This is a genomic window from Paludibacterium denitrificans, from assembly GCF_009707705.1.
GTDB classification, from domain to species: domain Bacteria; phylum Pseudomonadota; class Gammaproteobacteria; order Burkholderiales; family Chromobacteriaceae; genus Paludibacterium_A; species Paludibacterium_A denitrificans.
On the sequence record NZ_WLYX01000001.1, the window covers coordinates 2,415,708 to 2,438,812 of the forward strand.

Genomic DNA, 23,105 nt, shown 5'->3' on the forward strand with positions numbered 1-23,105 from the left:
AGTGCCGCTTGACTGGTGGTCAACCATGAACAAACAACATCTTCATTGTTGGTATGTTAGTGAACTCTGACCGAGGCCCGAGTTTATCCGCGCGAGATTGTGCGGCGCGCGCTATTGCACAATGCCGCCGGGGTGATCGTCGCGCATAACCATCCGTCCGGTGTGAGCGAACCCTCGGCGGCAGATCGTGCGCTGACAGAAACCCTCAAAGCCGCGCTGACGTTGGTGGATGTCCGCTTGCTCGATCATTTTGTCGTGACCGGTCGGCAGGCTGAATCGTTTGCGGAACGTGGCTGGCTATAGCGGGCGCCAGCCAGCCCTGTACGGCGCTGTTGGCGGCATTGTAAAAATCCCGCCATGCCAATGTGGTAGTTTTGTGGAAATTTACTTACAAATGGACGGGCCAGTTGCTAGTGATTTGACCTGTCTCAAATACGGCGGAGCTAAACTAACTGCTAGAGTGTCGGCTCTTATTCTGCAAGCATAAGCTGAAATTGAGGGTTGACATGGAAAAGTTCAAAATCGGCATGATCGGTGCGGGTGAAACCGGTACGCCACTACTACGGCAGCTGTTGAATGCGCCGTTTGTGGAGATGGTCGGGGTCGCAGATCTTAACCTGACGTTGCCCTGGCATCGCGGTTGCGCGCGAGCACGGCGTGCCGGTGACTGACAACTTCATCGAAATTGCCGAGCAGGGCGAGAATGTTGACATCATCATCGACGTTACCGGTTCGCGTAAGGTCCGCGAAGACCTGCGTCGTTTCATGCAGTTTTCCGGCAACACCCATACCGTCATCGTGCACGAACGCATTGCACTGCTGATGCTGTCGCTGGGGGCTGGCAAGATGGTGCAGACGCGTCACGACGAGTTGTCGTACTGATAGCGTCAGGACTGATCGTCCGGCAGGCAAAACGGGAGCTTTGGCTCCCGTTTTGTTTTGTGGCGTGGCGCGCGCCTTAGCCAAAGCCGCGCTGGCGCACGACCTGATACAACATGGCGGCAGTGATGGCGTCGTTGAGCGCGTCATGGCGCGCCAGTGGCGTGACAGCCGGTCTTCGCACAGGCAATTGAGCCGCAAGTCGATGTAGGCGCCCGGATTCTGCTTCAACTTGTAGTCGTAATAGCGGCCGGATAACTCGATCTGGCGGTTGGGCAGGGTGGTGCCGATCAGCGGCCGGATATATTTGTTGAGAATGGCCACGTCGTATTCCAGATAGTAGCCGAGTAACGGCCGTCCGCCGATAAACGCCAGCAAGCGGCGGACCGCCTCGTTGGCGTCTTCCCCTGCCGACACATCGCGCGGGCGCAAGCCGTGGATGGCCACATTGCGGTTGTCCGGCTTGTGGGTAGGGCGCACCAGCAGATAAAACGCTTCGCTGCACAGGATGCGGTTGCCACGCAGCTTGACCGCACCGATTGACAGCAGTTCGGCCTCGTCAATTTTCAGACTGGTGGTTTCGCAGTCGATACTGACGATTTCATCCTCGCGCTGGTCGAATAAATCGACATAGCGTTCGTCCTTCAGGCAGCGGCGTTGCCAGCGACGCTTCAGCCCGGCCAGCATCAGAAGCTCCCCAGACGGAAGTGATGGCGCAATTGGGTGCGGAATTTTTTCACCACGCCCAGCGAATCTTTCAGCAGATCACGCTCCAGCGCCGTCAGGGCATCCGGTTGAATCTGGTTACCGGGTAGCTGGTAAGCCTCCGGGCTGTGCAAGCCCTGCGTGAGCTTGAGGTTGAGCAAAAAGGACAGGGCCTCGGCCAGCTCTCGGGCAAACTCGCGCTCCAGATAGCCGTTTTCGGCCAACTTATCCAGCCGTTCAAACGAATTGCGTTCCAGCAGACCATGCTCCAGCGCCAGCGAGCGGATGCCGTGCACCAGCGGGAAGATGCCGCCTTTTTTCAGGTCGAGAAGGGCTTTGCCATTGCTTTCCTGCGTCAGTAGATGCGAGAACAGGCCAAGTGGAGTGTCGAACTGTTCCACCGCGCGGGCAAAGCGCGAGAAGAAGCTGGCGTCATCCTTCAGTTGTGTCAGCAGATACTCGCGGCAACGGCGCAGCAGGGTGGCATCACCCGCCACCGCTTCGGCATCGACGAAAATGGCCAGGTTCATCAGCGCATCGCCGGTGGGCGCATAAATCCACTGGTAGAGCCGGTCCTTGAGCGCGCTTTCGGTCAGCCGCCATTGCGCATTGTTGACCATGATCTGGCCGGGGCAGGGCGGATAACCAAAGCGATGCAAGGCTTGCGAAAACGCGTCGCACAATTCGGCCAACCCGCTGTCGTCAAAGCCGTCACGCACGATCAGCGCATTGTCCTGATCGGTTTTCAGTATCTGTTCTCCGCGTCCTTCCGAACCCATCACGATCAGGCAGCTGTTGTCCTGTACCGCTTGCGGCGCGATCAGTTGCCGGTGCGCTCGAACAGCCGGGCATTCAGTGCCTGCACCAGCCGCCCCAGCTGCGGGGCTTTGACACCGTGGTTGGACAGGATGTGTACCAGCCGCGTGATCTGCTGGGCGATGTCGGCCAGATCGTCCAGCGAGTCGGCCCGCTCCAGCCGCTGGGCAATCAGGTGCGAGTGGTTGGAGAAGTAAGACAGGATGTCGATCTGCGACAGGATGCTGACGGCCTCGCCGTTTTCCATCACCACCAGCCGGATGTTTTCCCGCGTCATGGTGAGCAGGGCGTTGAACAGGTAGTCGTCGATATCCACCGTGAACAGCCCGAAGCGGCAGCGTTGCGCCAGCGGGGTGCTGGTGGGCACGTCGTCGAGCACGATGTCGCGGAAATCGCTGGTGGTGAACATGCCCAGTTGCCCGCTGTGTTGTACCAGCAGCGATTTCACCTTTTTCTGTTTCATGATGCCTTGGCGGCGTCGCGCACGCTGGTGTCGCCGCTGACGAAGACCGGCTGGCGGCTGCTGACCGCACGCACGGTGGCGGTGAGCAGGGTTTGCAGTTCGCGGTTGCTTAAGCACGTTGGGCCAGCGAGCCGAGTTTTTCCGAGACACTGGCGTAGAAATAGGCACCAAAGCGCGGGTTCTGGTTGGTGAGGGCGAGCAGCACGTCGCGCGGCAAGCTGAACAGCAGCGCTTCTTCATGCACGACAAAGCGGTTGGGGCTGTTGTCAGGCGACCAGCGCGCGGGCGTCGAAGGTATCGTCCGGCGCGATAGAGCGCGATGACTTCATCTCCCGCCATTTCGCGCACCAGCCCCTTGATGACGACATAGAGCGCCTCGACCGGGTCGCCCGGTGACAGGATGATGTCGTCGTCGGCAAAGAAGATGATATCGGCCCGTTCCTCCAGTTCGCGTTGTTCTGCGCTGGTCAGGCTGTCAAACGGGGGCTGGTTGAAGTCGAATCGGCTCATCATGGTCTCCGGTGGCTGTCTTGGGCGCCTTTTCGGCCAACCTTGGCAGTTGGCCTTCAGGCAGCATAACGTCATCCGGTAGACGCTGGAAATACCTGCGTCAGGCGCAGGCCGAGGCGATGGGTCAGAGGCGGGAGAGCAGCGGGGCGCCGTCGCGGAACAGGATGAGCTGGCCGGGCTCCAGTTGCGTCCAGTGTTCGTTGTCGGTCAGCGGCTGGGTGGCGATGACGGCCACGCGGTCCTGCGGAGTGGTAACGGTGGAAAAATCCACCGTAACGTCGTCGTCCACCAGATGCGCTTCGTGGAAGGGCGCTTGCCGCACGATGTAATGCAGGTGCGTGGAGCAGTGCGAGAACAGCACCTCGCCATTACTCAACATGAAGTTGAACACGCCGTAGCCGCGGATTTCTTCGGCCAACCTCGCCACTTCGGCAAACAGCTCGTCCAGTTGCGGCGGCTGGCACCATTTGGCGCGCAGCTTTTCCATCAGGTAGCAGAACGCCCGTTCCGAATCGGTGCTGCCGACCGGGTTGTAGTAGCAGCCGGGGCCGGGTTCGAAGTTTTTCAGGTCGCCATTGTGAGCAAAAATCCAGTAACGGCCCCACATCTCGCGGCGGAACGGGTGGGTATTGGCCAGCAGGATCTCGCCCTGTGTCGCCTTGCGGATGTGGGCAATCACATGCTCAGACTTGATCGGGTAATTGCGGACCAGATGGGCCACCGGCGATTCGGCCGATGGTTTGGTGTCCAGAAACAGTTTAAGCAACCTTTGCCTTCGAAAAAGGCAATGCCCCAGCCGTCGGCATGGTGGTCGGTCAGCCCGCCACGACGGTGGAAACCTTCAAAGGAAAACAGAATGTCCGTGGGGGTGTTGCAGTTCATGCCCAAGAGCTGGCACATGGTGTTCTATCCGTTCAGAGGCTTGAGGCCGGGTTGATCGATCGGGGTACTGGCACGCCCTGGCAAAACCGTGCTTAACGGGATTGTTTCATGTTCGCTGCCATCGCGCCAGCATCCGGCTGGTTGCGGCGGTGATTGCGGCCGATCGGCGTCTGGCCAGCGTTGATGTAGTGGGCAGTTTTAAATCACATATATGAAATTATAATAAAAAACGCATTTTTTATTGCTTAATGTTTGCTGTGTGGGTTGGTAGATTGCAAACCATCTTCCATCCCTTGCAGGAATCCAGCATGTCCCGACTGCCGCTGACCCGTCTGTTTGTTTCCCTGTCCTTGTTGGCTGGTACGGCGTTTGCCGCCGATCCGGTCACCGTTGCCTATCAAACCGGTATTGATCCGACCAAAGTGGCGCAGGCCGATGGCGCTTATGAAAAAGCCACGGGCAGCAAAATCAACTGGCGCAAGTTTGAAAGTGGTTCCGAAGTGATTGCCGCCATTGCCTCCGGTGATGTCGCCATTGGCAATCTGGGCTCCAGCCCGCTCGCTGCCGCGGCCAGCCGTGGTTTGCCGATACAGACGTTTCTGATTGCCGACGAAATTGGCGACGCCGAAGCGCTGGTGGTGCGTAACGGCAGCCACATTGCCAAGCCGCAAGACCTGATCGGCAAGAAAGTGGCGGTGCCGTTTGTCTCCACCACACATTACAGCCTGCTGGCGGCGCTGAAACACTGGAAGGTGGACGCCAGCAAGGTGAAGATTCTTAACCTGCGCCCCAGCGAGATTGCCGCTGCCCGGCAGCGCGGCGATATCGATGCCGCCTATGTCTGGGACCCGGTGCTGGGCAAGGCCAAGGCCAGCGGCAAAGTGCTGGTGAGCTCCGCGCAGGTGGCCAAGTGGGGCGCGCCCACTTACGACGTGTGGATCGTGCGCAATGATTTTGCCGCGAAGAATCCGGACTTCCTGCGCAAGTTCAGCAAGGTTTCGCTGGATGCCATCGCTCGTTACCGTGCCAATCCTCAGGGCTTCATCGCCGATTCGGCCAACCTTGCCAAGATTTCCCGTCTGACCGGCGCCAAGGCCGAGGATGTGCAAGCCGGGCTGAAGGGCAATAACTTCCTGCTGCAGAAAGAGCAGATCGCACAACTGCAACAGCCGTTTGTGCAGGCCGTGGGCAAGACCGCCGAATTCCTCAAAGCGCAAGGCAAGGTGGAAGCATTGCAGCCGGATTACCGTCCGTATGTGACCAACCGTTTTGTCAAAACGGCCAACTGAGCGGAGCGGCACATGAGTGAGCTAGTGGCGCAGGATGTCACCGTGCATTACCCCGGCCAGCCGGAACCGTCACTGGCTGGCGTGTCGCTGAGTATTGGTCTGGATGATCTGACCGTGGCGCTGGGGCCGTCCGGTTGCGGCAAGACCACCTTGCTCAATGTGCTGGTTAAGCTTCCTTCCGCCGAGCAGTGGGCAGGTCAGCTTTGATGGCTTAGCCGATTGTCGGGCCATCGGCCGAGCGCGCCGTGGTGTTTCAGCATGATGCCTTGCTGCCGTGGCTGAACGTGCGCGACAACGTGGCGTTTGGTCTGCGCTTGCAAGGCGTGGCCAAAGCCCAGCGTCGGCAGGCTGCCGACAGGATGCTGCAACTGGTGGGGCTGGAACGCTCGGCACAGCGTTACAGCTGGGAGTTGTCCGGCGGCATGCGGCAACGGGTGGGGATTGCCCGTGCGCTGGCCAGCCAGTCGCGCGTGTTGTTGATGGACGAGCCGTTTGGCGCGCTGGATGCCTTTACCCGCGAGCAGATGCAGGAGTTGTTGCTCAAGGTGTGGGCGCAGGCCGGGCGGCGCATCTTCCTGATTACCCATGACATTGAAGAAGCCTTGTTCCTTGCCACCGAGCTGGTATTGATGTCGCCGGGGCCGGGGCGCATCGTCGAACGCATTCGGCCAACCTTCAGCCAGCGTTACCGCGAAGGTGAGTCCGCACGCACCCTCAAGTCTGACCCTCTTTTTATCGAACTGCGCGAGCATTTGCTCGCCACCTTGTATCGCCATCGACAACCGCAAGAGGAGGCCTTGGCATGAATACGCTGGAACCGATACTCGAGGCGCGCGTCCTCGCGGACGTAACCACATCGCCAGCCGCCACCCCGCGCCGCAGGTCGGCCGAGCGCCCGCTCTGGCTGGGTAGCATCAGTGTGGCGACGTTGTTGCTGGCCTGGTGGGGCATCACCGCCGCCGGGCTGGTAAGCCTTGTTCCTGCCGTCGCCGCTGGCGGTGCTGGCCAAGTTTCAGTTGGCCGCCACGCAGGGCTTCATGGATGCCACTTTGTGGCAACACCGGCCGCCAGCTTGCAACGCATTGTGCTGGCGTTGCTGGCGGCCGTATGCCTCGGGATTCCAGTGGGGGTGCTGATGGGCGTCAACCGCGTGGCTCGTGGCCTGCTCGACCCGCTGATTGAGTTTTATCGGCCGATTCCACCTTTGGCCTATTTGCCGCTGATCGTGATCTGGTGCGGGATTGGCGAGCTATCCAAAGTGCTGCTGATCTTTCTCGCCATCTTCGCCCCCATCGTCATCGCCACGGCTTACGGCGTGCGCCATGTCAGCCCCAGCCGCATTCAGGCCGCGCAGTCACTCGGCGCCAGCCGGAGTCAGCTGTTGCGTTGGGTGATTCTGCTAGCGGCGCTGCCGGACATTCTTACCGGCCTGCGCATTGGCCTCGGTACCGGCTGGTCAACGCTGGTCGCGGCCGAACTGGTGGCCGCTACGCGAGGGTTGGGTTTCATGGTGCAGTCCGCTGCCCAGTTTCTGGTGACCGACATGGTGCTGCTGGGCATCGCTGTCATCGCCATCATCGCTTTTGCGCTGGAGCTGGGGTTGCGCTGGCTGCAACGCCGCCTGTCGCCCGGCATGGCCAGCACGACTAAATTTGAGGATGCAATAATGAGTTTACGCATTACCCGTTTGACCCCGGCGCTGGGTGCGCTGGTGGAGGGCATCAATCTGGCGCGGCCGCTGAGCGACGAGCAGTACCAGCAGATCAGCGACGCCTTGCTGGCCCATCAGGTACTGTTCTTCCGCGATCAGCAGTTGTCGCCCACGCAACAGCGCGATTTCGCCGCCCGCTTTGGCCAGCTGCATACCCATCCGATTTATCCGAGCCATCCGGACGCGCCAGAAGTCATGGTGCTGGATACCGAAGCGTTCGATCTGCGTGATAACGCCATCTGGCATACCGATGTCACCTTCATCGAAACGCCACCGCTGGGCGCAGTACTGGCCGCCCGGTTGTTGCCGGAAACCGGCGGCGACACCTTGTGGGCCAGCGGTATTGCCGCCTTCGAGGCACTGTCAGCACCGTTGCGTCAGCTGCTGGATGGCCTGACCGCCACGCACGATTTTACCAAGTCCTTCCCACTGGAGCGCTATGGCACGCGCCCGGAAGACCTGCAGCGCTGGGACAAGACCCGTCTGGAAAACCCGCCGATCAGCCACCCGGTGATTCGTACCCATCCGGTATCCGGTCGCAAGGCCTTGTTTGTCAACGATGGCTTTACCACCCGCATCAACGAGCTGAGCGAAAAAGAAAGCGCCGCCTTGCTGGCTTTCCTGTTTGCCCATCAGGCACGACCGGAGTTCAGCCTGCGCTGGCGCTGGCAAGCCGGTGATGTGGCGTTCTGGGATAACCGGGTGACGCAACATTACGCCGTGGACGACTATCGACCAACGCGTCGCATCATGCACCGCGCCACCATTCTGGGAGACAAACCCTTCTAAACGAATAACCGGTTAACGTGTTGCCGGTTAGTGCATGGGCAGGTGGCTTTCGGCCAACCTGCCATCTTTTTGTCCGGTCATGGCAGCTTGCGTTTTGTGAGAAAATCCCCATTTGCAAGTTTTGCCGACAGGAACCAAGCATGACCACCATTGTGGCGGTAAGAAAAGATAACCAGATCGCCATCGCCGCCGATAGCCAGACGACTTTTGGCGACGACCAGAAGCTCCCGGCCAGTTACGACCGTTTTCATAACAAGATTTTCCGGCATGGCGACAGCTATCTGGCCATTTCCGGATCGGCCGCCCATGACCTGGTGCTGCAAAGTGCCCTGAAAAAGCTGAAGAACAAGGATTTCTCCAGCCGTCAGGGCATTTTTGAAACCTTCCGCAAGCTGCATCCCAAGCTCAAGGAAGCGTTTTTCCTGCGGCCGGAAGAAGAAGACGACGACCCGTACGAATCGAGCCAGATGATTGTGGTCATTGCCAATCCGCATGGAATTTTCGGCGTCTACCCGATGCGGGAAATCTACGAATTTTCCCGTTTTTGGTCGATCGGCTCCGGCCACGACTACGCCATGGGTGCCATGTATGCGGCCTACGAGCAAAACCTGACAGCCGCCGAAATCGCCGAGATCGGCGTGCGCGCCGGTTGTGAATTCGATGCCAGCAGTTCGCTGCCCATGTCCCTCTACACGATCGAGCTGGCCACAGAAGCTAAGGGATAAACACGCATGAGCCACCAAGACACCCTGCAACGATTCCTGTTTGACGGCGCCCCGGTACGCGGCGCGCTGGTGCGTCTGGACAGCGCCCGGCAACAGGTTCTGGCGCGGCGCAGCTATCCCGCCGTATTGAAAACCATCATGGGCGAACTGATGGCTGCCGCCGAGCTGTTGGCCGCCAACATCAAATTTGATGGCACCCTGATCTTGCAACTGCAAGGCAATGGCCCGCTGCATCTGGCCGTGGTGGAGTGTCATAACGACCGCACCGTTCGCGCCACGGCCAAATGGGATGACGAACTGCCGGAGGCGCCGTTGCAAACCCTGCTGGGCAGCGCTTACCGTTTTGTCATGACGCTGGAACCCAAGCTGGAAAACGCACAAACCTGGCAAGGCATTGTCGCGCTGGAAGGCGACAGCGTCGGCGCCATGCTGGAAAACTACATGGCGCGTTCCGAACAGCTCGCCACCCGGCTGATCCTCAGTGCCAGCGAGCACACCGCCGCCGGCATGCTGTTGCAGCGCCTGCCGGATGGTCATGGCGATCCGGAAGGCTGGGAGCGCATCCAGATGCTGGGCGGCACGCTCTCAGAGGCCGAACTGCAAGAGCTGTCGGCCGCCGACATTCTGCATCGCCTGTTCCATGACGAAAACCTGATGACGTTTGATCCGGAACCGGTGGCCTTTGCCTGCAACTGTAGCCGCGAGCGCGTTGGCGGCATGTTGAAGATGCTGGGTGGGCAGGAAGTGGGCGAGGTCTTGCTGGAGCAGGGCAGCGTGGAAATCGTCTGTGACTTCTGCAATCAGCACTACGTGTTTGATGAAGACGATGCCAATGACCTGTTCGAATACGATGTGGTCGAATCGGCGCGCGAAGCCCGCCACTAATCGGGTTGGCCGAAAAACGGCCATGCTCATGCCAATCTCTCAGGAGTGTTGATGATACCTGCAAGTCAGCTTGCCGCTTATCTGCGCGAGCAGTCTCTGGAGCTGGATCGGGTCGACGTGCAGATCGCGGTGATGACGCTGTCAGCCATACTGAGTGTCGACAAGCCCGCCGCCCGGCGTGAACTGTTCCGTTACCCGGTGCCGGAGCTTTCCACCGATGGCAGTTGTTCGCTGGTGGATCAGCTCGCAGCCGAACCTTACTCGCTAGACATCTGGTTTGGCGGGGAAACCGATGAAGCCCGGGTGGCGCTGACCGACCTGTATGCGCTGCTGGAAACGGTAAACGGCAAAGTCGGTGCCGACTGGCTCGGCGTGTATCGCAAAATGGGCGAGGGCCGCGACGCCCGCCTCGTCAAACTGGCCTATCTGGGTACACCCAGCCGGGCCGAGTTTCCACTGACCGAAAGCTTTGCCGAACACAGCAACAACAGCCGGGTAGGGCTGACCGGCTGGGGTGTGGTGATTGATGATGTCGCCCTCTGGCAAGCTGAAGGCGGCAGCTATTATCAGTGTGATCCCAAGGTAAAAAGCGAGGTGTGTCTGCCGGTGCTGGATGCCTCCGGCCGGGTGCTGGGGATTCTCGATGCCGAAGCCAGCGCCAGCGCATTCTTCACGCCGCAGCGGCAAGTCTGGCTGGCCGCGCTTGCCATCGTGCTGGCGGGCCCGTTGGGCCAACTGCCGCTTGTTGAAAATTCCTGAATACGTCGCTCAACATTTTTTACTATCCAGCGCCTGTCAGCCGCCGCTAGTATGGTAAGCATTTGGGTAGTTCCAGTCTGGAGAATTTCATGTCATCCCAGCCAGCTATGCCGGTTACTGAACCGACCATCGATTTCATCGCCAGTTGCCGTTTGCCGACCCCGTGGGGCGTGTTCACCATGCACGGGTTCGAAGAACAGGCGACTCGGCGCGAGCACGTTGCGCTAACGCTGGGCGATGTCGCCTCCGGCGAGCCGGTACTGGCGCGGCTGCATTCCGAATGTTTGACCGGTGATGCCCTGTTTTCCTTGCGCTGCGACTGCGGGTTCCAGCTTGAGGCCGCCATGCAGGCCATTGCCAAGGAAGAGCGTGGGGTGTTGTTGTATCTGCGGCAGGAAGGGCGCGGCATCGGCCTGATCAACAAGATTCGCGCCTACAAGTTGCAGGATGGTGGCGCCGATACCGTGGAGGCCAACGAACAGCTGGGTTTCCCGGCCGATATGCGCGACTTCCGCGTGGCGCGTCACATGCTGGATAAACTGGGCATCGCCCATGTGCGGGTGATGACCAACAACCCGCGCAAGATCGAAACGCTGAAAAATGCTCAGCATCGACGTGGTGGAGCGTGTGCCGCTGATGGTGGGGCGCAACCCGCACAATGACGCCTATCTCAATACCAAGGCCGCCAAGCTGGGCCACATGTTCTTTATCTGAGCGTTAGCGCCAACGGGCGGGGGCGTGTTGTGTTCCCGCCATGTGTCACGCTGTACCGGTGTGTTTGGCGGGCAGAAAAAACAAAAGCCGGAATCCGTAGATTCCGGCTTTTGCCGTTTTGGTGGAGATAAGCGGGATCGAACCGCTGACCTCTTGCATGCCATGCAAGCGCTCTCCCAGCTGAGCTATACCCCCGATGCTGGCGTTCCCACGGGGATTCGAACCCCGGTTACCGCCGTGAAAGGGCGATGTCCTAGGCCTCTAGACGATGGGAACCAAATTGTGTGGTGGAGATAAGCGGGATCGAACCGCTGACCTCTTGCATGCCATGCAAGCGCTCTCCCAGCTGAGCTATACCCCCACGGGTAAAAACTGTGGCGTCCCCACGGGGATTCGAACCCCGGTTACCGCCGTGAAAGGGCGATGTCCTAGGCCTCTAGACGATGGGGACCCAGAAAAATCTACTGTAGCGCAATGGTGGTGGAGATAAGCGGGATCGAACCGCTGACCTCTTGCATGCCATGCAAGCGCTCTCCCAGCTGAGCTATACCCCCAGCGCTGCGTCTACAGTGCGGCGCATTATAAGGAGGCCGCCCCGGGCTGTAAAGAGTCCGGGCGAAAAAACTTTGCGTGGAGCAGTCGGTTATAATGGCCGCTTACCACTGATACGGGTAGGCGCTTCATGTCTGTTGGCCATTACGAAAATTTCCCGGTTGGGTCCATCCCGGTACCGCGGCGTTTGCGGCGGGCGGTGCATGCCATCTATCACTTTGCCCGGTATGCCGACGATGTGGCCGATGAGGGCGAGCAGCGCCCGGAAGAAAGGTTGGCCGAACTGGCGCGGCTCGAGGCGGAGCTGGACTGCATCAAGCGTGGTGATACGCCCGCCATGCCGATGATGCAGACGCTGGCTCGTGAAATTGCCGCGCACCAGTTGCCGCTGCAACCGTTTTACGATTTGCTGTCGGCGTTTCGGCAGGATGTCACCAAAACGCGTTATGCCTCGTTTGCCGAAGTGATGGATTACTGCCGCCGTTCGGCCAACCCTGTCGGGCGGCTGATACTGGCGCTGTACGGTGTGCATGACACGCGCCATCTCGCCATGGCTGACGGCATTTGTAGCGCACTGCAATTGATCAACTTTCTGCAGGATGTGGCGATCGACTGGAAAAAAGACCGGGTCTATCTGCCGCAGGATGATCTGGAGCGTTTCCGTATCCGCGAAGCACAGATCGCCAATGGCGATAGCAGCGGCCTGTGGCGCCCGATGATGGCCAAACAGATCGAGCGCACGCGCAAGATGCTGCAGGCCGGTGCCCCGCTGGGCAAAGTGCTGAAAGGCCGGTTGGGGCTGGAGTTGCGGCTGATCATTCTGGGCGGTGATCGCATCCTGAAAAAACTGCACGACAGTGGTGGTGACGTGTTCCATCACCGCCCGGTGCTGACCTGGAAAGACTGGTTGTACATGCTGTGGCGTGCACTGCGGCCCAATGGCCGTCGCACGGAACGATCCTGTCACACTTGTTGATCGACACTGAATGAGGGAGAGGCGTGTGACGCCTGACGAGTATTGCCAAGACAAGGCCGCCCGTAGCGGCTCCAGTTTCTACTACAGCTTTCGCTTCTTGCCGGAGAAGCGGCGGCTGGCCATCACCGCGTTGTACGCCTTCTGCCGCGAAGTGGATGATGTGGTGGACGAAACACACGATGAAGGCGTGGCACGCACCAGCCTGGCCTGGTGGCGTGGTCAGGTCGAGCGCCTGTACGGCGGGGTGCCGGAGCATCCGGTGTTGCAGGCGTTGCAGCCGCATGTCGAACCGCTGGGGCTGCCCAAGGCTGACTTGCTGGCCATCATCGATGGCATGGAAATGGACCTGACCTATGCCCGCTACGACAGCTTTGACGACTTGCGCCAGTATTGTCATCGCGTCGCTTCGGCGTGGTGGGGCAACTGGCCGCGCGGATTTTCGGTTATCAGGATGCAGCCACGCTGGATTACGCCGAAGAACTGGGACTGGCGTTCCAGCTGACCAACATCATCCGTGACGTAGGCGAAGATGCCCGGCGCGGCCGTATCTATCTGCCGATGCAGGAGTTGCAGCGTTTCAATGTTCCGGCTGCCGATATCTTGCAGTATCGCGAAACTGAAGCGTTTAGCCAGTTGATGGTGTTCCAGATTGAACGGGCGCATCAACATTACCGCGCGGCGTGGGACAAACTCCCGGCAGTGGACCGCAAGACCCAACGACCGGGCCTGCTGATGGCAGCGATTTATCGCGCCACGCTGGATGAGATCAAGCTGGATGGCCCGGCCAAGGTGCTGAACCAGCATTTGTCACTGACGCCACTGCGCAAGCTGTGGCTGGCCCGAAGACCGGACCTTTGGCTATCGGCCATAACGCCGCAGCGGCGCGTCCGCGTGTTGCCATTGTCGGTGCCGGATGGGCCGGTCTGGCGGCAGCGGTGGAACTGGCGCCGCGCGCGGATGTCACCTTGTTTGAAGCTGGTCGCGTCGCCGGTGGCCGGGCGCGTGCGCTGGGTGATGGTTCCGGGCTGGATAATGGCCAGCACATCCTGATCGGCGCCTATGCGGAATGTCTGCGGCTGATGCGCACCGTCGGCCTTGAGCCTGACAGCGTGTTACGGCGTGAGCCAATGAACTGGATACGGCTGGGCGGCTTGCAACTGCGCTGTCCGTCGCTACCCGCACCGTGGCACGTGGCTCTTGGTCTGCTCATGGCCAAGGGATTGTCCATCGGCAGCAAGCTGCGTTTGGCTTGGGCCTTGCAGAAACTGCGCTGGCAGGGCTGGAGGTTGGCCGAAGACCTGCCGGTGCTTGGCTGGTTGCAGCAGCAACGGCAATCACCCGTACTGATTGAGGAGTTCTGGCGGCCGCTGGTGTTGTCGGCGCTCAATACCCCGCCGGAGCGTGCTTCGATGCAGGTCTTGGCCACGGTGTTGCGCGACAGTCTGGGCGCCAAACGCGCGGCCAGTGATTTGTTGTTGCCCAAGGTCGATCTGAGCACGCTGTTTCCGAACGCGGCGCTGGCCTGGTTGCAAGCACAGGGCGTGGCCGGCGGCCGGGCGGGCGGGTGAGGGCGCTTCAGGCGACGGAGCAGGGCGCCGTGGTGGAAGGCGAGGCGTTTGATGCCGTCATTGTGGCGGTGGCCCCCTATCATCTGCCCCACGTGCTGCCAGAAAGCCCGCTGGTAAGCAGGCTTCAGTCATTGCATTACTGGCCGATATACACCGTATACCTGCAGTTCGGCCAACCCGTGTCATTGCCGCAAGCAATGACCGGTTTGCGTGGCGGTACGGCCGACTGGCTGTTTGACCGCGCCGCGCTGACCGGCGAGAGCGGCTTGGTGGCTGCCGTGTTGAGCGCGCCATCAGGGCTGGAGGGTATCGACCAGCAGGGGCTGGTGCGGCGGGTGCTGGTTGACGTGCGGCGTCTGGTGCCGCAGGTGGCCGAACCGCTGTCATGGCGCGTGGTGGTGGAAAAACGCGCCACCTTTGCTGCTGAGGTGGGCCGCTGGTGTCCGCCACTGCGTGCTGCGGGACCGGGCTGCTATCTGGCCGGTGACTGGCTGATGCCGGATTACCCGGCGACGCTGGAGGGCGCGGTGAGAAGCGGTGTGGCCGCTGCCCGTGCTTTGTTGGCCGATTATCAGTCATGAATTTGCGCGCAAGACTTGCTCCGTGTCAGCCATCGTTCGATCAAGGCTCGAAAAGAGGCGGCACAACGTGTACATTCCGTGGTTTACCGGTCATGCCGTAGCGGCTGGCCGGGACGTTGCTCATTGCCTTAAGCAGAAGACATCAAGATGAAGACAAGCTTTGCCAAAGATTGCCGGCCGGTCGCGTGATTCTGGTCACCGGCGCCACGCAGGGGATAGGACGAGAAGTTGCGTTGAACTTTGCCCAACACGGCGCCACCGTCGTGCTGCTGGCGCGTAGCGTCAAGGGGCTGGAAAAGGTTTATGACGAAATTCTGGCGCTTGGCGGGCCGGAGTAAGCGGCGATTCCGCTGGATTTGCTCAGTGCGGCAGAAAACGAATTCAATAATCTGGCGTTCCAGATCAAGCGTGAAGTGGGACGACTGGATGGCATCGTGCATTGCGCGTCACATTTTTATGCGCTGTCTCCGCTGTCAAGCCAGACGGTGGAAGAATGGATGGACCAGTACCGTATCAATACGGTGGCGCCGTTTGCGCTCACCCGCGCCTGCTTGCCGTTGTTGGCCGAATCGCCGGATGCGTCGGTACTGTTTGTCGGTGAAACCCATGGCCTGCATCCCACGCCGTACTGGGGCGGTTTTGGCGCCTCCAAGGCTGGTTTGAGCTATCTGACGCAGGTGGCGGCCAATGAGTGGGATGTGTGCCCGAATCTGCGCGTCAACCTGCTGGTGCCGGGTCCGGTCAACTCGCCGCAACGCAATCGGACCCACCCGGGCGAAGACAAGAGCGAACGCGCCAATATTTCTGCGCTGATGCCGTATTTCCTGCATTGGCTCAGTGCCGATAGTCAGGGGCAAACTGGGCAGATTATCGAGCTGGATTTACGCCCCAAGCTGGGGTAACAACACGGGGATACAGGCATGAAGCTACTCTTCCTGCTGCCGCTGGTGCTGGTGCTGTCCGGGTGCAACTGGTTCAACACGGTAACCGGGTTGTCCAAGGAGTCCAACAAAGCCATCGGAGCGGCCTGTCGGCAAACCGGCCGTTCGCTGGAAGAGTGCTATTTGCTCAACCCGGATGCGGATAAGGCGTCTATCTACGCGGGCTGGCGCGAAATGCATGAGTACATGGCCAAGAACAAGCTGGATACCATGCCGCCACCTGCGCCGTTGACGCCGAGTTCGGCTCCCGCGGCCAAGTCGGCTCCGGCTTCGGCACCCGCCGTCAAGGACAAAACCAGCGAGGCCAAACCGTTATCCAGCGAAGAAGCCGACCGGCAAGCGAAGAACGATCCGGAGGTTGAAGCGGTGCTCTCTGCCATTCGCAAGCAGAATGCCCCGCCGCCAGCCAAAAAGAACTCCGGTGACGCCGACCAGAAACGGCTACTCAACATCATTCAGCAGCTCAATCAACAAGATGCCAAAAAAGGTTCGCCAGCCCCCTCCGGCTCGCAAAGCTGATCTGGCATCTTTCATCTTTTCTGATGGCCAAAACCAAAACTATTTATTCCTGTACCGAATGTGGCGGGCAACTGCCCAAATGGCAGGGGCAGTGCCCGCATTGCCGGGCGTGGAACACATTGGTGGAATCGGTGCAGACACCGGCTTCGGCCAACCCGCGCTTTCAGGCCTGGGCCTCCAACGCCGCGCCGGTACAGCTGTTATCCGAGGTGCAGACTGAAGAAACGCCACGCGACCCGTCCGGTATCGATGAACTGGACCGGGTGCTGGGCGGTGGCATCGTGCGCGGCGCGGTCATCCTGATTGGCGGCGACCCGGGCATTGGCAAATCCACCCTGTTGCTGCAGGCGCTGTCCAGCATCGGCCAGCAGCGCAAGGTGCTGTACGTGTCGGGCGAAGAGTCGCCCCAGCAGATTGCCCTGCGTGCTTCGCGTCTGACCGTCGACCCATCGCGAGTGCGCCTGTTGGCCGAAATCCGTCTGGAAGCCATTCTGGAAACCCTCAAGCACGAGGCACCGGACGTGGCGGTGATCGACTCGATCCAGACCTTGTATACCGATCAGGTGACGTCGGCGCCGGGCTCAGTCTCGCAAGTGCGCGAATGTGCGGCCCAACTGACGCGCATGGCCAAGCAGACGGGCACCACCATTTTGCTGGTGGGCCATGTCACCAAGGAAGGCTCACTGGCTGGCCCGCGCGTGCTGGAGCATATGGTCGATACCGTGCTGTATTTCGAAGGCGATTCCCATTCCAGCTTCCGCATGATTCGCGCCATCAAGAACCGTTTTGGCGCCGTCAACGAACTGGGCGTCTTTGCCATGACTGAGCGCGGGCTGAAGGGCGTTTCCAATCCTTCGGCCATCTTCCTGTCGTCCTATCGCGACGATGTTTCCGGCTCCTGTGTGCTGGTCACGCAGGAGGGCACACGGCCTTTACTGGTGGAAATTCAGGCGTTGGTAGATGACGCACACGGTTTCCAGCCCAAGCGTTTGGCCGTCGGGCTGGAGCAGAACCGGCTCGCCATGCTGCTGGCGGTACTGCACCGGCATGGCGGCGTGGCCTGTTTCGATCAGGATGTGTTTCTCAATGCTGTTGGTGGCGTCAAGATTAGCGTAGCGCGGCCGATCTGGCGGTGATTCTGGCCATGGTGTCGTCGCTGCGTAACCAGCCATTGCCCGACAAGCTGGTGGTGTTTGGCGAAGTGGGGCTGGCTGGCGAAGTCCGCCCGGTGGCGCGTGGGCAGGAACGGCTGCGTGAAGCAGCCAAGCTGGGCTTTACCCGTGCCATCGTGCCAGCCGCCAACCTGCCACGGCAGCCGATTGACGGATTGCAGGTGATCGCGGTGGAGCGTCTGGATCAGGCTGTCGATTACTGTCGTTAGTATCTGGGGAGGGCGCCCGATGAAGCAAGGCTTACCAATGTCTTAAGCCTTTTTGTTGTCAGCTCAGTGTGCTGCGCTGGTTTGGCTGCGGGCCGGACAGTGCTGGCAGTCGCCACAGGGAAGCCCGGCAATTTGCAGCGACTGGGTCAGCGCGCAAACCGAGCGGCGGCAGGCGATAAAACGGATGTTGTGCTCTGCAGCCAACGCCCGGCAATGGCGCATCACGTTGTGACCGAGAAAGTCGGTAAACAGGATCAGCAGTTCGGTACCGGCTTAAGAAGCTTGTCCAGCTTGCGCTGATGAGCGCTGTGACGGCCACTGAGATGACGGTGGATGGTGATGCCAAACGTATTGAGTACGTTGGGGATATTGCCCAACGTATCGGCGCCAACCAGCATGGCTTTCATGATGACTCCCGTGAATTATTTTTGTAAATGATATTCATTATCATTTTATCGGTCAATCATTACATAGCCGTCACGCCAGCCAGAGGTCGGATTAAACCCTACAGGCAGGCGAGTTGGCCGAAACGGCTAATCCCACTCAGAGTTGTTTGCTGGAGCGCCAGATCGACCAGATCAGCCACAAGCTATTGATAAACGCCACCATGAAGCCGAGAAAACCGAAAAACGGCAGGCCAAACAGCTTGGGGGGCATTGACCGTCATTACGATGGACGAGCCGATGATCAGGCAACCCGTGACGATACCCATGGTCAGCCGGTTGGCGCTGCGGTCCAGCTGACGGCCGAAGCTGTCCAGCCGTTGCATGTCGAGGTTGATGCGGAATTTGCCCTGACGGATATCCTTGGACAGCCGGATCAGATCGCGCGGCAGGCAATCATGCCAATGCCTTCCGCCAGCGTTTGCCGCCCACGTTTGAGCAGGGTAGCGGGGCGATAGCGTTCGGTGATCAACTGGCGCACAAACGGCCCGATATGCTCGACCAGCTGGAATTCCGGGTTGAGCTGGCGCCCCAGCCCCTCCAGCGTGATCAGCGCCTTGAACAGCATGGCGAGGTCGGAAGGCAATACGATGCCGTGGTCGCGGATCAGCGCCATGATGTCGATGATCAGCTGACTGATGTTGAGGTTCTTGAGAGGGATGTGCTCGTACTGGAACATGAACTCGCTGATATCGTAGGCAAAGCGCTGTTCGTCGACCGGCGTGCTGCCCGTCCAGCCGATCAGTACATCCATCATGGCGCCTTCGTCGCGATTGGACAGTGCGGCTAGCAAGTCGACAATTTCATCGCGCCGCGCATGGCTGATGCGGCCGACCATGCCGAAATCGATGAAGGCGATGCGTTGTTTCGGCAAGAAAAAACGTTGCCGGGGTGCGGGTCGGCATGGAAAAAGCCGTTGATCAGGATCATCTTGAGCACGGCGTCAGCGCCATGGTTGGCGAGCGCAACACTGTCCAGCCCACTTTCGGCCAACTTGTCGAGCTGGCTGGCGGGAATGCCGTCGATGTAGTCCTGCACGTTGATCGCCGGGTTGGTGTAGTCCCAGTAAACGCGCGGCACGACTACGGTTGGATCATCGGCAAAGTCGCGGGCAAAACGCTCCATGTTGTGCGCTTCTACCGCCAGATCAAGCTCGCGTTTGAGCGAGCGGGCAAACTGGCTGACGATCTCTGTTGGCTGGAAGCGGCGGGCATCGGGGAACTCCAGTTCGATCAACCCTGCCAGATAACTCAGAATGCGCAGATCGGCATCCACTTTTTCCACGATGCCGGGACGGCGCAGTTTGACGGCGACAGGGGTGCCATCCTGCAACACGGCGCGGTGGACTTGCGCGATGGAGGCAGAGCCCACCGGCGTGGCTTCAAAACTCTGGAAGATGGCGTCCGGTGCGGCGCCGAGGGCTTTCTGGATCAGGGGGGCACGGCCGCCGGTGGAATGGGCGGTACCGTGCTTTGCAGTTTTTCGAATTCGGTAATCCAGTCGGGCGGGAACATGTCCACCCGGGTGGAGAGAATCTGCCCCAGCTTGATGAAGGTCGGCCCCAGCTCTTCAAAAGCCAGACGCACGCGTACCGGTGTGGCGAGGCGTCGGGGTCGGGCAGCTGCAGGTTGAGCCAGCGCCCGGCTTTTTCCATGGCACGCGGCAGATTCAGCCGCTGGGCAAATTCGCCCAGCCCGTGGCGCACCAGGATGGTGGTGATTTCTTTCAGGCGCGGCAGGTCGCGCATGGCAACGAGGGTTTCTCTTAGCATGAGGTTTTGTCTGTCCCGGTTGGCTTTACACTACCGGTCCCGTCCGATAGAGTTCGGCCTATGAAATTGCAACTCCGCTTATTAGCCTTGGTGCTGTCTGCCTTTATGGTATTGGCGTATGCCGCACCAGAGAAAGCCCCGCAAGAAGGGCGTCCCGCAGCGGAAGCTTCGGAAGATCCGATCTCCAAGTATGCCTCTCCCGGTGAGGATGCAGTGGGCGATGTGCTTTTGCAAGCCATGAGCTTGCTGGGCGTCGCTTACCGTTTTGGTGGCAACTCGCCGGATAATGGCCTCGATTGCAGCGGTTTTGTCCGTTACGTGTTCCAGAAATCGTTGCGGGTCAACCTGCCGCGTACGGCGGCGGAGATGGCGCACGTCGGTAAGGCCGTGGCGCGCAGTGAACTGGCGCCGGGCGATATTGTCTTCTTCAATACCCGTGGTTTTGCCTATTCCCATGTCGGTTTGTATATGGGTAACGGCAAATTCATTCATTCGCCCCGTACCGGCAAGAATGTCGAAGTGGCGAACATGAACCAGAGCTATTGGGTGTCACGTTTCAATGGCGCGCGTCGGGTGAATCGCACGACGGCGGCGCTGGCGTCGGCGGCACCAGCAACGGCTCCGGTGGCAGGGTTGGCCGAAAAACGTCCGGCGGCGGCGCAGGTTAAGGCTGTTATTCCGGCTTAAGCAAACCGGCGGCGGATGCCGTGGTGGTGAAATGCCGCAAAGGGCGTAAATGCAAGCAGCCCGCCGTGGTCGAAGCGGTGGCCGCTGCGTCAAGCAGTGAAATGCCGTAAGGGCCGCAAGTGCAAGGCGGTGGCTGCCGAAACGGCCGCAGCGGCCGAGCCGACTGCTGCCAAGTGCCGCAAGGGACGTAAATGTAAAGCCGCTGCGGATAGCCCGGCGCCAGAGAGTACGACGGCGGATAAGCCGGGTAAAAAGACGCGGGCCAAGCACGGCCAGTAAGCGGCGCACAGCAGTAGCAAAAGAAAAAGGCAGCACACTGATTGCAGGTGTTGTCGTGATGCCTTGCCGATGCCCGCGCGAGCGGGCATTGCGTTTTGTAGGAACCGATGGAGTATGGCAGTGAATATAGAGATTCCGGTGTGGCGCGATCCGCAGGGTAATGTGGTGGCCTGCGTGGAAAAACTGAAAGTGATGCAGGAGAACCTGGAGGAGATCTCGCAGATGGCTCAGGACGCGCTGGAAGATGCGGTACTGATGGGCTGCGATGAACATCAGGTGCGTGATTTCCTGGTCCGGCTGATGCAAAGCCTGCAAAACCCTTACCAATCCTGAAAGGCGGCCGCTTCATGCAATGGCCTTTTGAAGTCCTGATCGGGCTGCGTTACCTGCGCGCCAAACGCCGCAATGGCTTCATTTCGTTTATTTCGCTGATTTCCATGCTGGGCATCGGGCTGGGTGTGGCCGCGCTGATCATCGTGCTGTCGGTGATGAACGGCTTTCAGAAGGAAATTCGCGGTCGCATCCTGAGCGTGGCCTCGCATCTGGAAATCAGCAGTTACGACAACAGGTTGGCCGAATGGCCGAAGGTGGCGCAGCTGGCGTCTCACCAACCGCATGTGCTGGCGACCGCGCCGTTCGTCAACGAGCAGGGGCTGTTCTCGGCCTATGGCAATGTGCGCGGCGGCTTGGTGCGCGGTATTGATCCGGCGCTGGAAGACAAAGTGGTGGATGTGGGCCGTCACATGGTGGTCGGGCGATTGGACAGCCTGAAACCGGGTGAATTTGGCATTCTGCTGGGCGTTGATCTGGCGCGTCAGCTGAGTGTGGCGCGCGGCGACAAGGTGACGCTGTTTACACCGCAGGGAACGGTGACGCCCGCCTACATGATTCCGCGCTACAAGCAGTTTACCGTGGTCGGTTTGTTCAAGGTTGGCATGTATGAATACGACGCCTCGTTGGCGATGATCCATCTGCGCGACGCTCAGGTGCTGACCCGGTTGGGTAACGACGTCAGCGGCGTGCGTCTGAAGCTGGATGATCCGCTGCTGGCCCCGCAAGTGAAAGAGGACTTACGTGGCAAGCTGTCGCAGGCCGCACAGGTGACCGACTGGACCGATACCAATGCCAACTACTTCCGCGCGGTACAGATCGAAAAACGCATGATGACCATCATCCTGACCCTGATTGTGGCGGTGGCGGCGTTCAATCTGGTTTCCACGCTGGTGATGGTAGTGACCGACAAGCAGGCGGATATCGCGATTCTGCGTACGCTCGGCGCCGCGCCGGGCAGCATCATGAAGATATTCATGATTCAGGGCGCGGTGGCTGGTGTGCTGGGGACGCTTGGCGGCGTGCTGGGTGGCGTGGCGGTGGCGTTCAATCTGGATGTGATCGTGCCGTTTATCGAGCGCCTGCTGGGGACCAAACTGTTATCCAGCGAGGTGTACATGATCGACTATCTGCCATCCGATGTGCAGTGGGGCGATGTGATCACCATTACCGTGATTTCGCTGCTGCTGGCGTTGGTGGCCACCTTGTATCCGAGCTGGCGCGCCTCGCGTACCCAGCGGAGGCGTTGCGTTATGAATAAAGTGCTGGCCTGCCGTGGCTTGGGCAAGACCTACGACGAAGGCAAACTGCATGTCACCGTGCTGTCGGATGTGTCGCTGACGGTGGATAAAGGCGAGCGCATTGCCATTGTTGGCGCTTCCGGCTCTGGCAAGAGTACGCTGCTGCATCTGCTGGGCGGGCTGGACGTACCGACGACCGGTGAGGTCGAAGTACTCGGACAGATGCTGAACCGCTTGTCGGAAACCGAACGTGGCCGCTTGCGTAACCAGTCGCTCGGTTTTGTTTACCAGTTCCATCATCTGCTGCCGGAGTTTACCGCGCTGGAAAACGTGATGATGCCGTTGCTGATTCGCCGCATGGAGCGCAAGTTGGCCGAAAACGCGGCGCGCGCCATGCTGGAGCGGGTTGGGCTGGGCAAGCGGCTGGAACACAAGCCGGGCGAGCTTTCCGGCGGCGAGCGGCAACGGGCGGCCATTGCGCGCGCGCTGGTGACGCAGCCTGTTTGCTGGCCGATGAGCCGACCGGTAATCTGGATCACCAGACGGCGCAGCAGGTATTTGATCTGATGCTGGAGCTCAACGAAAGTCTGGGAACCAGCCTGATCATCGTGACCCACGACATGGAACTGGCCAACCGCGCCCAGCGAGTATTGCGCCTGAGCGAAGGCCACTTGGTGACGGCGGCGCCGTAACCGTCATCCGCAGGAGA

Annotated in this window: 21 protein-coding genes, 5 tRNA genes and 9 pseudogenes; 21 read left to right on the top strand and 14 right to left on the bottom strand. The window is 60.0% G+C overall.

Annotated features, from left to right (window positions below; translation table 11 throughout):
- Positions 1-63 precede the first annotated feature (63 nt).
- Positions 64-303: pseudogene (locus GKE73_RS15645) on the top strand (JAB domain-containing protein); the annotation flags it as partial.
- Between the two features lie 309 nt (positions 304-612).
- On the opposite strand, the gene GKE73_RS15650 reads toward GKE73_RS15645, so the two are convergent.
- The 4 genes and pseudogenes from GKE73_RS15650 to GKE73_RS15665 all read right to left on the bottom strand — a co-directional run bounded on the left by GKE73_RS15650 (position 613) and on the right by GKE73_RS15665 (position 4,273).
- Positions 613-1,566: a 3'-5' exonuclease gene (locus tag GKE73_RS15650; protein ID WP_230370683.1), complete on the bottom strand. Its 954-nt coding sequence runs from the start codon at positions 1,564-1,566 to the stop codon at positions 613-615.
- Positions 1,566-2,363, bottom strand: a complete 798-nt coding sequence (locus GKE73_RS15655; protein WP_230371504.1) for a putative nucleotidyltransferase substrate binding domain-containing protein — start codon at positions 2,361-2,363, stop codon at positions 1,566-1,568. The genes GKE73_RS15650 and GKE73_RS15655 overlap by 1 nt, the downstream gene beginning before the upstream one ends.
- Before the next feature lie 41 nt (positions 2,364-2,404).
- Entirely contained in the window at positions 2,405-3,373 is a 969-nt protein-coding gene (locus GKE73_RS15660; protein ID WP_230370684.1) for a CBS domain-containing protein, read from the bottom strand.
- 124 nt (positions 3,374-3,497) lie between these two features.
- Positions 3,498-4,273 (bottom strand): annotated as a pseudogene (locus tag GKE73_RS15665) (class II glutamine amidotransferase).
- A gap of 290 nt (positions 4,274-4,563) precedes the next feature.
- Here GKE73_RS15665 and tauA point away from each other — a divergent pair.
- The 8 genes and pseudogenes from tauA (at position 4,564) to ribA (ending at position 11,127) form a co-directional block, all read left to right on the top strand.
- Positions 4,564-5,544, top strand: coding sequence for a taurine ABC transporter substrate-binding protein (gene tauA / locus GKE73_RS15670; protein WP_230370685.1), 981 nt, complete (start codon positions 4,564-4,566; stop codon positions 5,542-5,544).
- 12 nt (positions 5,545-5,556) lie between these two features.
- On the top strand, positions 5,557-5,751 hold the full coding sequence (locus GKE73_RS26055; protein WP_376767371.1) for an ATP-binding cassette domain-containing protein: 195 nt from the start codon (positions 5,557-5,559) through the stop codon (positions 5,749-5,751).
- 38 nt (positions 5,752-5,789) lie between these two features.
- Positions 5,790-6,350, top strand: a complete 561-nt coding sequence (locus tag GKE73_RS15675; RefSeq protein WP_376767372.1) for an ATP-binding cassette domain-containing protein — start codon at positions 5,790-5,792, stop codon at positions 6,348-6,350.
- Complete coding sequence (gene tauD, locus GKE73_RS24985; RefSeq protein WP_312854482.1) at positions 6,347-8,044, top strand: taurine dioxygenase; 1,698 nt, start codon at positions 6,347-6,349, stop codon at positions 8,042-8,044. The genes GKE73_RS15675 and tauD overlap by 4 nt, the downstream gene beginning before the upstream one ends.
- A 140-nt stretch (positions 8,045-8,184) precedes the next feature.
- Complete coding sequence (locus tag GKE73_RS15690) at positions 8,185-8,769, top strand: Ntn hydrolase family protein (RefSeq protein ID WP_230370686.1); 585 nt, start codon at positions 8,185-8,187, stop codon at positions 8,767-8,769.
- 6 nt (positions 8,770-8,775) lie between these two features.
- Positions 8,776-9,654, top strand: coding sequence for an Hsp33 family molecular chaperone HslO (gene hslO / locus GKE73_RS15695; protein WP_230370687.1), 879 nt, complete (start codon positions 8,776-8,778; stop codon positions 9,652-9,654).
- 51 nt (positions 9,655-9,705) lie between these two features.
- Positions 9,706-10,413 carry a GAF domain-containing protein gene (locus tag GKE73_RS15700; RefSeq protein WP_230370688.1) on the top strand — a complete coding sequence of 236 codons (708 nt, stop codon included), beginning with the start codon at positions 9,706-9,708 and terminating at the stop codon, positions 10,411-10,413.
- Between the two features lie 107 nt (positions 10,414-10,520).
- Positions 10,521-11,127: pseudogene (ribA, locus tag GKE73_RS15705) on the top strand (GTP cyclohydrolase II).
- A gap of 119 nt (positions 11,128-11,246) precedes the next feature.
- On the opposite strand, the gene GKE73_RS15710 reads toward ribA, so the two are convergent.
- The 5 genes from GKE73_RS15710 to GKE73_RS15730 all read right to left on the bottom strand — a co-directional run bounded on the left by GKE73_RS15710 (position 11,247) and on the right by GKE73_RS15730 (position 11,681).
- Positions 11,247-11,322 (bottom strand) — tRNA-Ala (locus tag GKE73_RS15710).
- Between the two features lie 5 nt (positions 11,323-11,327).
- Positions 11,328-11,403, bottom strand: a tRNA-Glu gene (locus GKE73_RS15715).
- Between the two features lie 9 nt (positions 11,404-11,412).
- A tRNA-Ala gene (locus tag GKE73_RS15720) sits at positions 11,413-11,488 on the bottom strand.
- A 14-nt stretch (positions 11,489-11,502) separates the two neighbouring features.
- Positions 11,503-11,578 (bottom strand) — tRNA-Glu (locus GKE73_RS15725).
- A gap of 27 nt (positions 11,579-11,605) precedes the next feature.
- Positions 11,606-11,681: transfer RNA gene (locus GKE73_RS15730), tRNA-Ala, on the bottom strand.
- A 128-nt stretch (positions 11,682-11,809) separates the two neighbouring features.
- Here GKE73_RS15730 and hpnC point away from each other — a divergent pair.
- From hpnC to radA, 7 genes and pseudogenes are all read left to right on the top strand, one after another.
- Positions 11,810-12,655, top strand: a complete 846-nt coding sequence (hpnC, locus tag GKE73_RS15735; protein WP_230370689.1) for a squalene synthase HpnC — start codon at positions 11,810-11,812, stop codon at positions 12,653-12,655.
- A 10-nt stretch (positions 12,656-12,665) separates the two neighbouring features.
- Positions 12,666-13,534 (top strand): annotated as a pseudogene (gene hpnD, locus GKE73_RS15740) (presqualene diphosphate synthase HpnD); the annotation flags it as partial.
- Between the two features lie 56 nt (positions 13,535-13,590).
- On the top strand, positions 13,591-14,223 hold the full coding sequence (locus tag GKE73_RS15745; RefSeq protein ID WP_376767373.1) for an FAD-dependent oxidoreductase: 633 nt from the start codon (positions 13,591-13,593) through the stop codon (positions 14,221-14,223).
- Complete coding sequence (locus GKE73_RS15750; RefSeq protein ID WP_230370691.1) at positions 14,220-14,804, top strand: FAD-dependent oxidoreductase; 585 nt, start codon at positions 14,220-14,222, stop codon at positions 14,802-14,804. The genes GKE73_RS15745 and GKE73_RS15750 overlap by 4 nt, the downstream gene beginning before the upstream one ends.
- A 170-nt stretch (positions 14,805-14,974) precedes the next feature.
- Positions 14,975-15,706, top strand: a pseudogene (locus GKE73_RS15755) (SDR family oxidoreductase).
- An 18-nt stretch (positions 15,707-15,724) separates the two neighbouring features.
- On the top strand, positions 15,725-16,264 hold the full coding sequence (locus tag GKE73_RS15760; RefSeq protein WP_230370692.1) for a hypothetical protein: 540 nt from the start codon (positions 15,725-15,727) through the stop codon (positions 16,262-16,264).
- Positions 16,265-16,287: 23 nt separating this feature from the next.
- Positions 16,288-17,645, top strand: a pseudogene (gene radA, locus GKE73_RS15765) (DNA repair protein RadA).
- A gap of 254 nt (positions 17,646-17,899) precedes the next feature.
- Here radA and GKE73_RS15775 read toward each other — a convergent pair.
- From GKE73_RS15775 to GKE73_RS15790, 5 genes and pseudogenes are all read right to left on the bottom strand, one after another.
- Positions 17,900-18,052: a hypothetical protein gene (locus GKE73_RS15775; RefSeq protein ID WP_230370693.1), complete on the bottom strand. Its 153-nt coding sequence runs from the start codon at positions 18,050-18,052 to the stop codon at positions 17,900-17,902.
- 136 nt (positions 18,053-18,188) lie between these two features.
- Positions 18,189-18,414: pseudogene (locus GKE73_RS27025) on the bottom strand (hypothetical protein).
- A 50-nt stretch (positions 18,415-18,464) separates the two neighbouring features.
- Positions 18,465-18,926: an AarF/ABC1/UbiB kinase family protein gene (locus tag GKE73_RS27030; RefSeq protein ID WP_230370694.1), complete on the bottom strand. Its 462-nt coding sequence runs from the start codon at positions 18,924-18,926 to the stop codon at positions 18,465-18,467.
- The gene (locus GKE73_RS27035) at positions 18,875-19,588 is read right to left on the bottom strand and encodes an AarF/UbiB family protein (RefSeq protein ID WP_312854582.1); all 714 of its coding nucleotides are present in this window, start codon (positions 19,586-19,588) and stop codon (positions 18,875-18,877) included. Before GKE73_RS27035 ends, GKE73_RS27030 begins: the two co-directional genes overlap by 52 nt.
- On the bottom strand, positions 19,519-19,674 hold the full coding sequence (locus GKE73_RS15790) for a hypothetical protein (protein WP_230370695.1): 156 nt from the start codon (positions 19,672-19,674) through the stop codon (positions 19,519-19,521). The genes GKE73_RS27035 and GKE73_RS15790 overlap by 70 nt, the downstream gene beginning before the upstream one ends.
- A gap of 8 nt (positions 19,675-19,682) precedes the next feature.
- Between GKE73_RS15790 and GKE73_RS15795 the strand changes: the two genes are divergently transcribed.
- From GKE73_RS15795 to lolD, 5 genes and pseudogenes are all read left to right on the top strand, one after another.
- Positions 19,683-19,856: a hypothetical protein gene (locus tag GKE73_RS15795; protein ID WP_230370696.1), complete on the top strand. Its 174-nt coding sequence runs from the start codon at positions 19,683-19,685 to the stop codon at positions 19,854-19,856.
- Positions 19,857-19,949: 93 nt separating this feature from the next.
- On the top strand, positions 19,950-20,546 hold the full coding sequence (locus GKE73_RS15800) for a C40 family peptidase (RefSeq protein ID WP_230371508.1): 597 nt from the start codon (positions 19,950-19,952) through the stop codon (positions 20,544-20,546).
- A 393-nt stretch (positions 20,547-20,939) separates the two neighbouring features.
- Entirely contained in the window at positions 20,940-21,158 is a 219-nt protein-coding gene (locus tag GKE73_RS15805; protein WP_230370697.1) for a hypothetical protein, read from the top strand.
- A 14-nt stretch (positions 21,159-21,172) separates the two neighbouring features.
- A pseudogene (locus GKE73_RS15810) lies at positions 21,173-22,416 on the top strand (lipoprotein-releasing ABC transporter permease subunit).
- Positions 22,409-23,088, top strand: a pseudogene (lolD, locus tag GKE73_RS15815) (lipoprotein-releasing ABC transporter ATP-binding protein LolD). Before GKE73_RS15810 ends, lolD begins: the two co-directional pseudogenes overlap by 8 nt.
- The last annotated feature ends 17 nt before the right edge of the window (positions 23,089-23,105 follow it).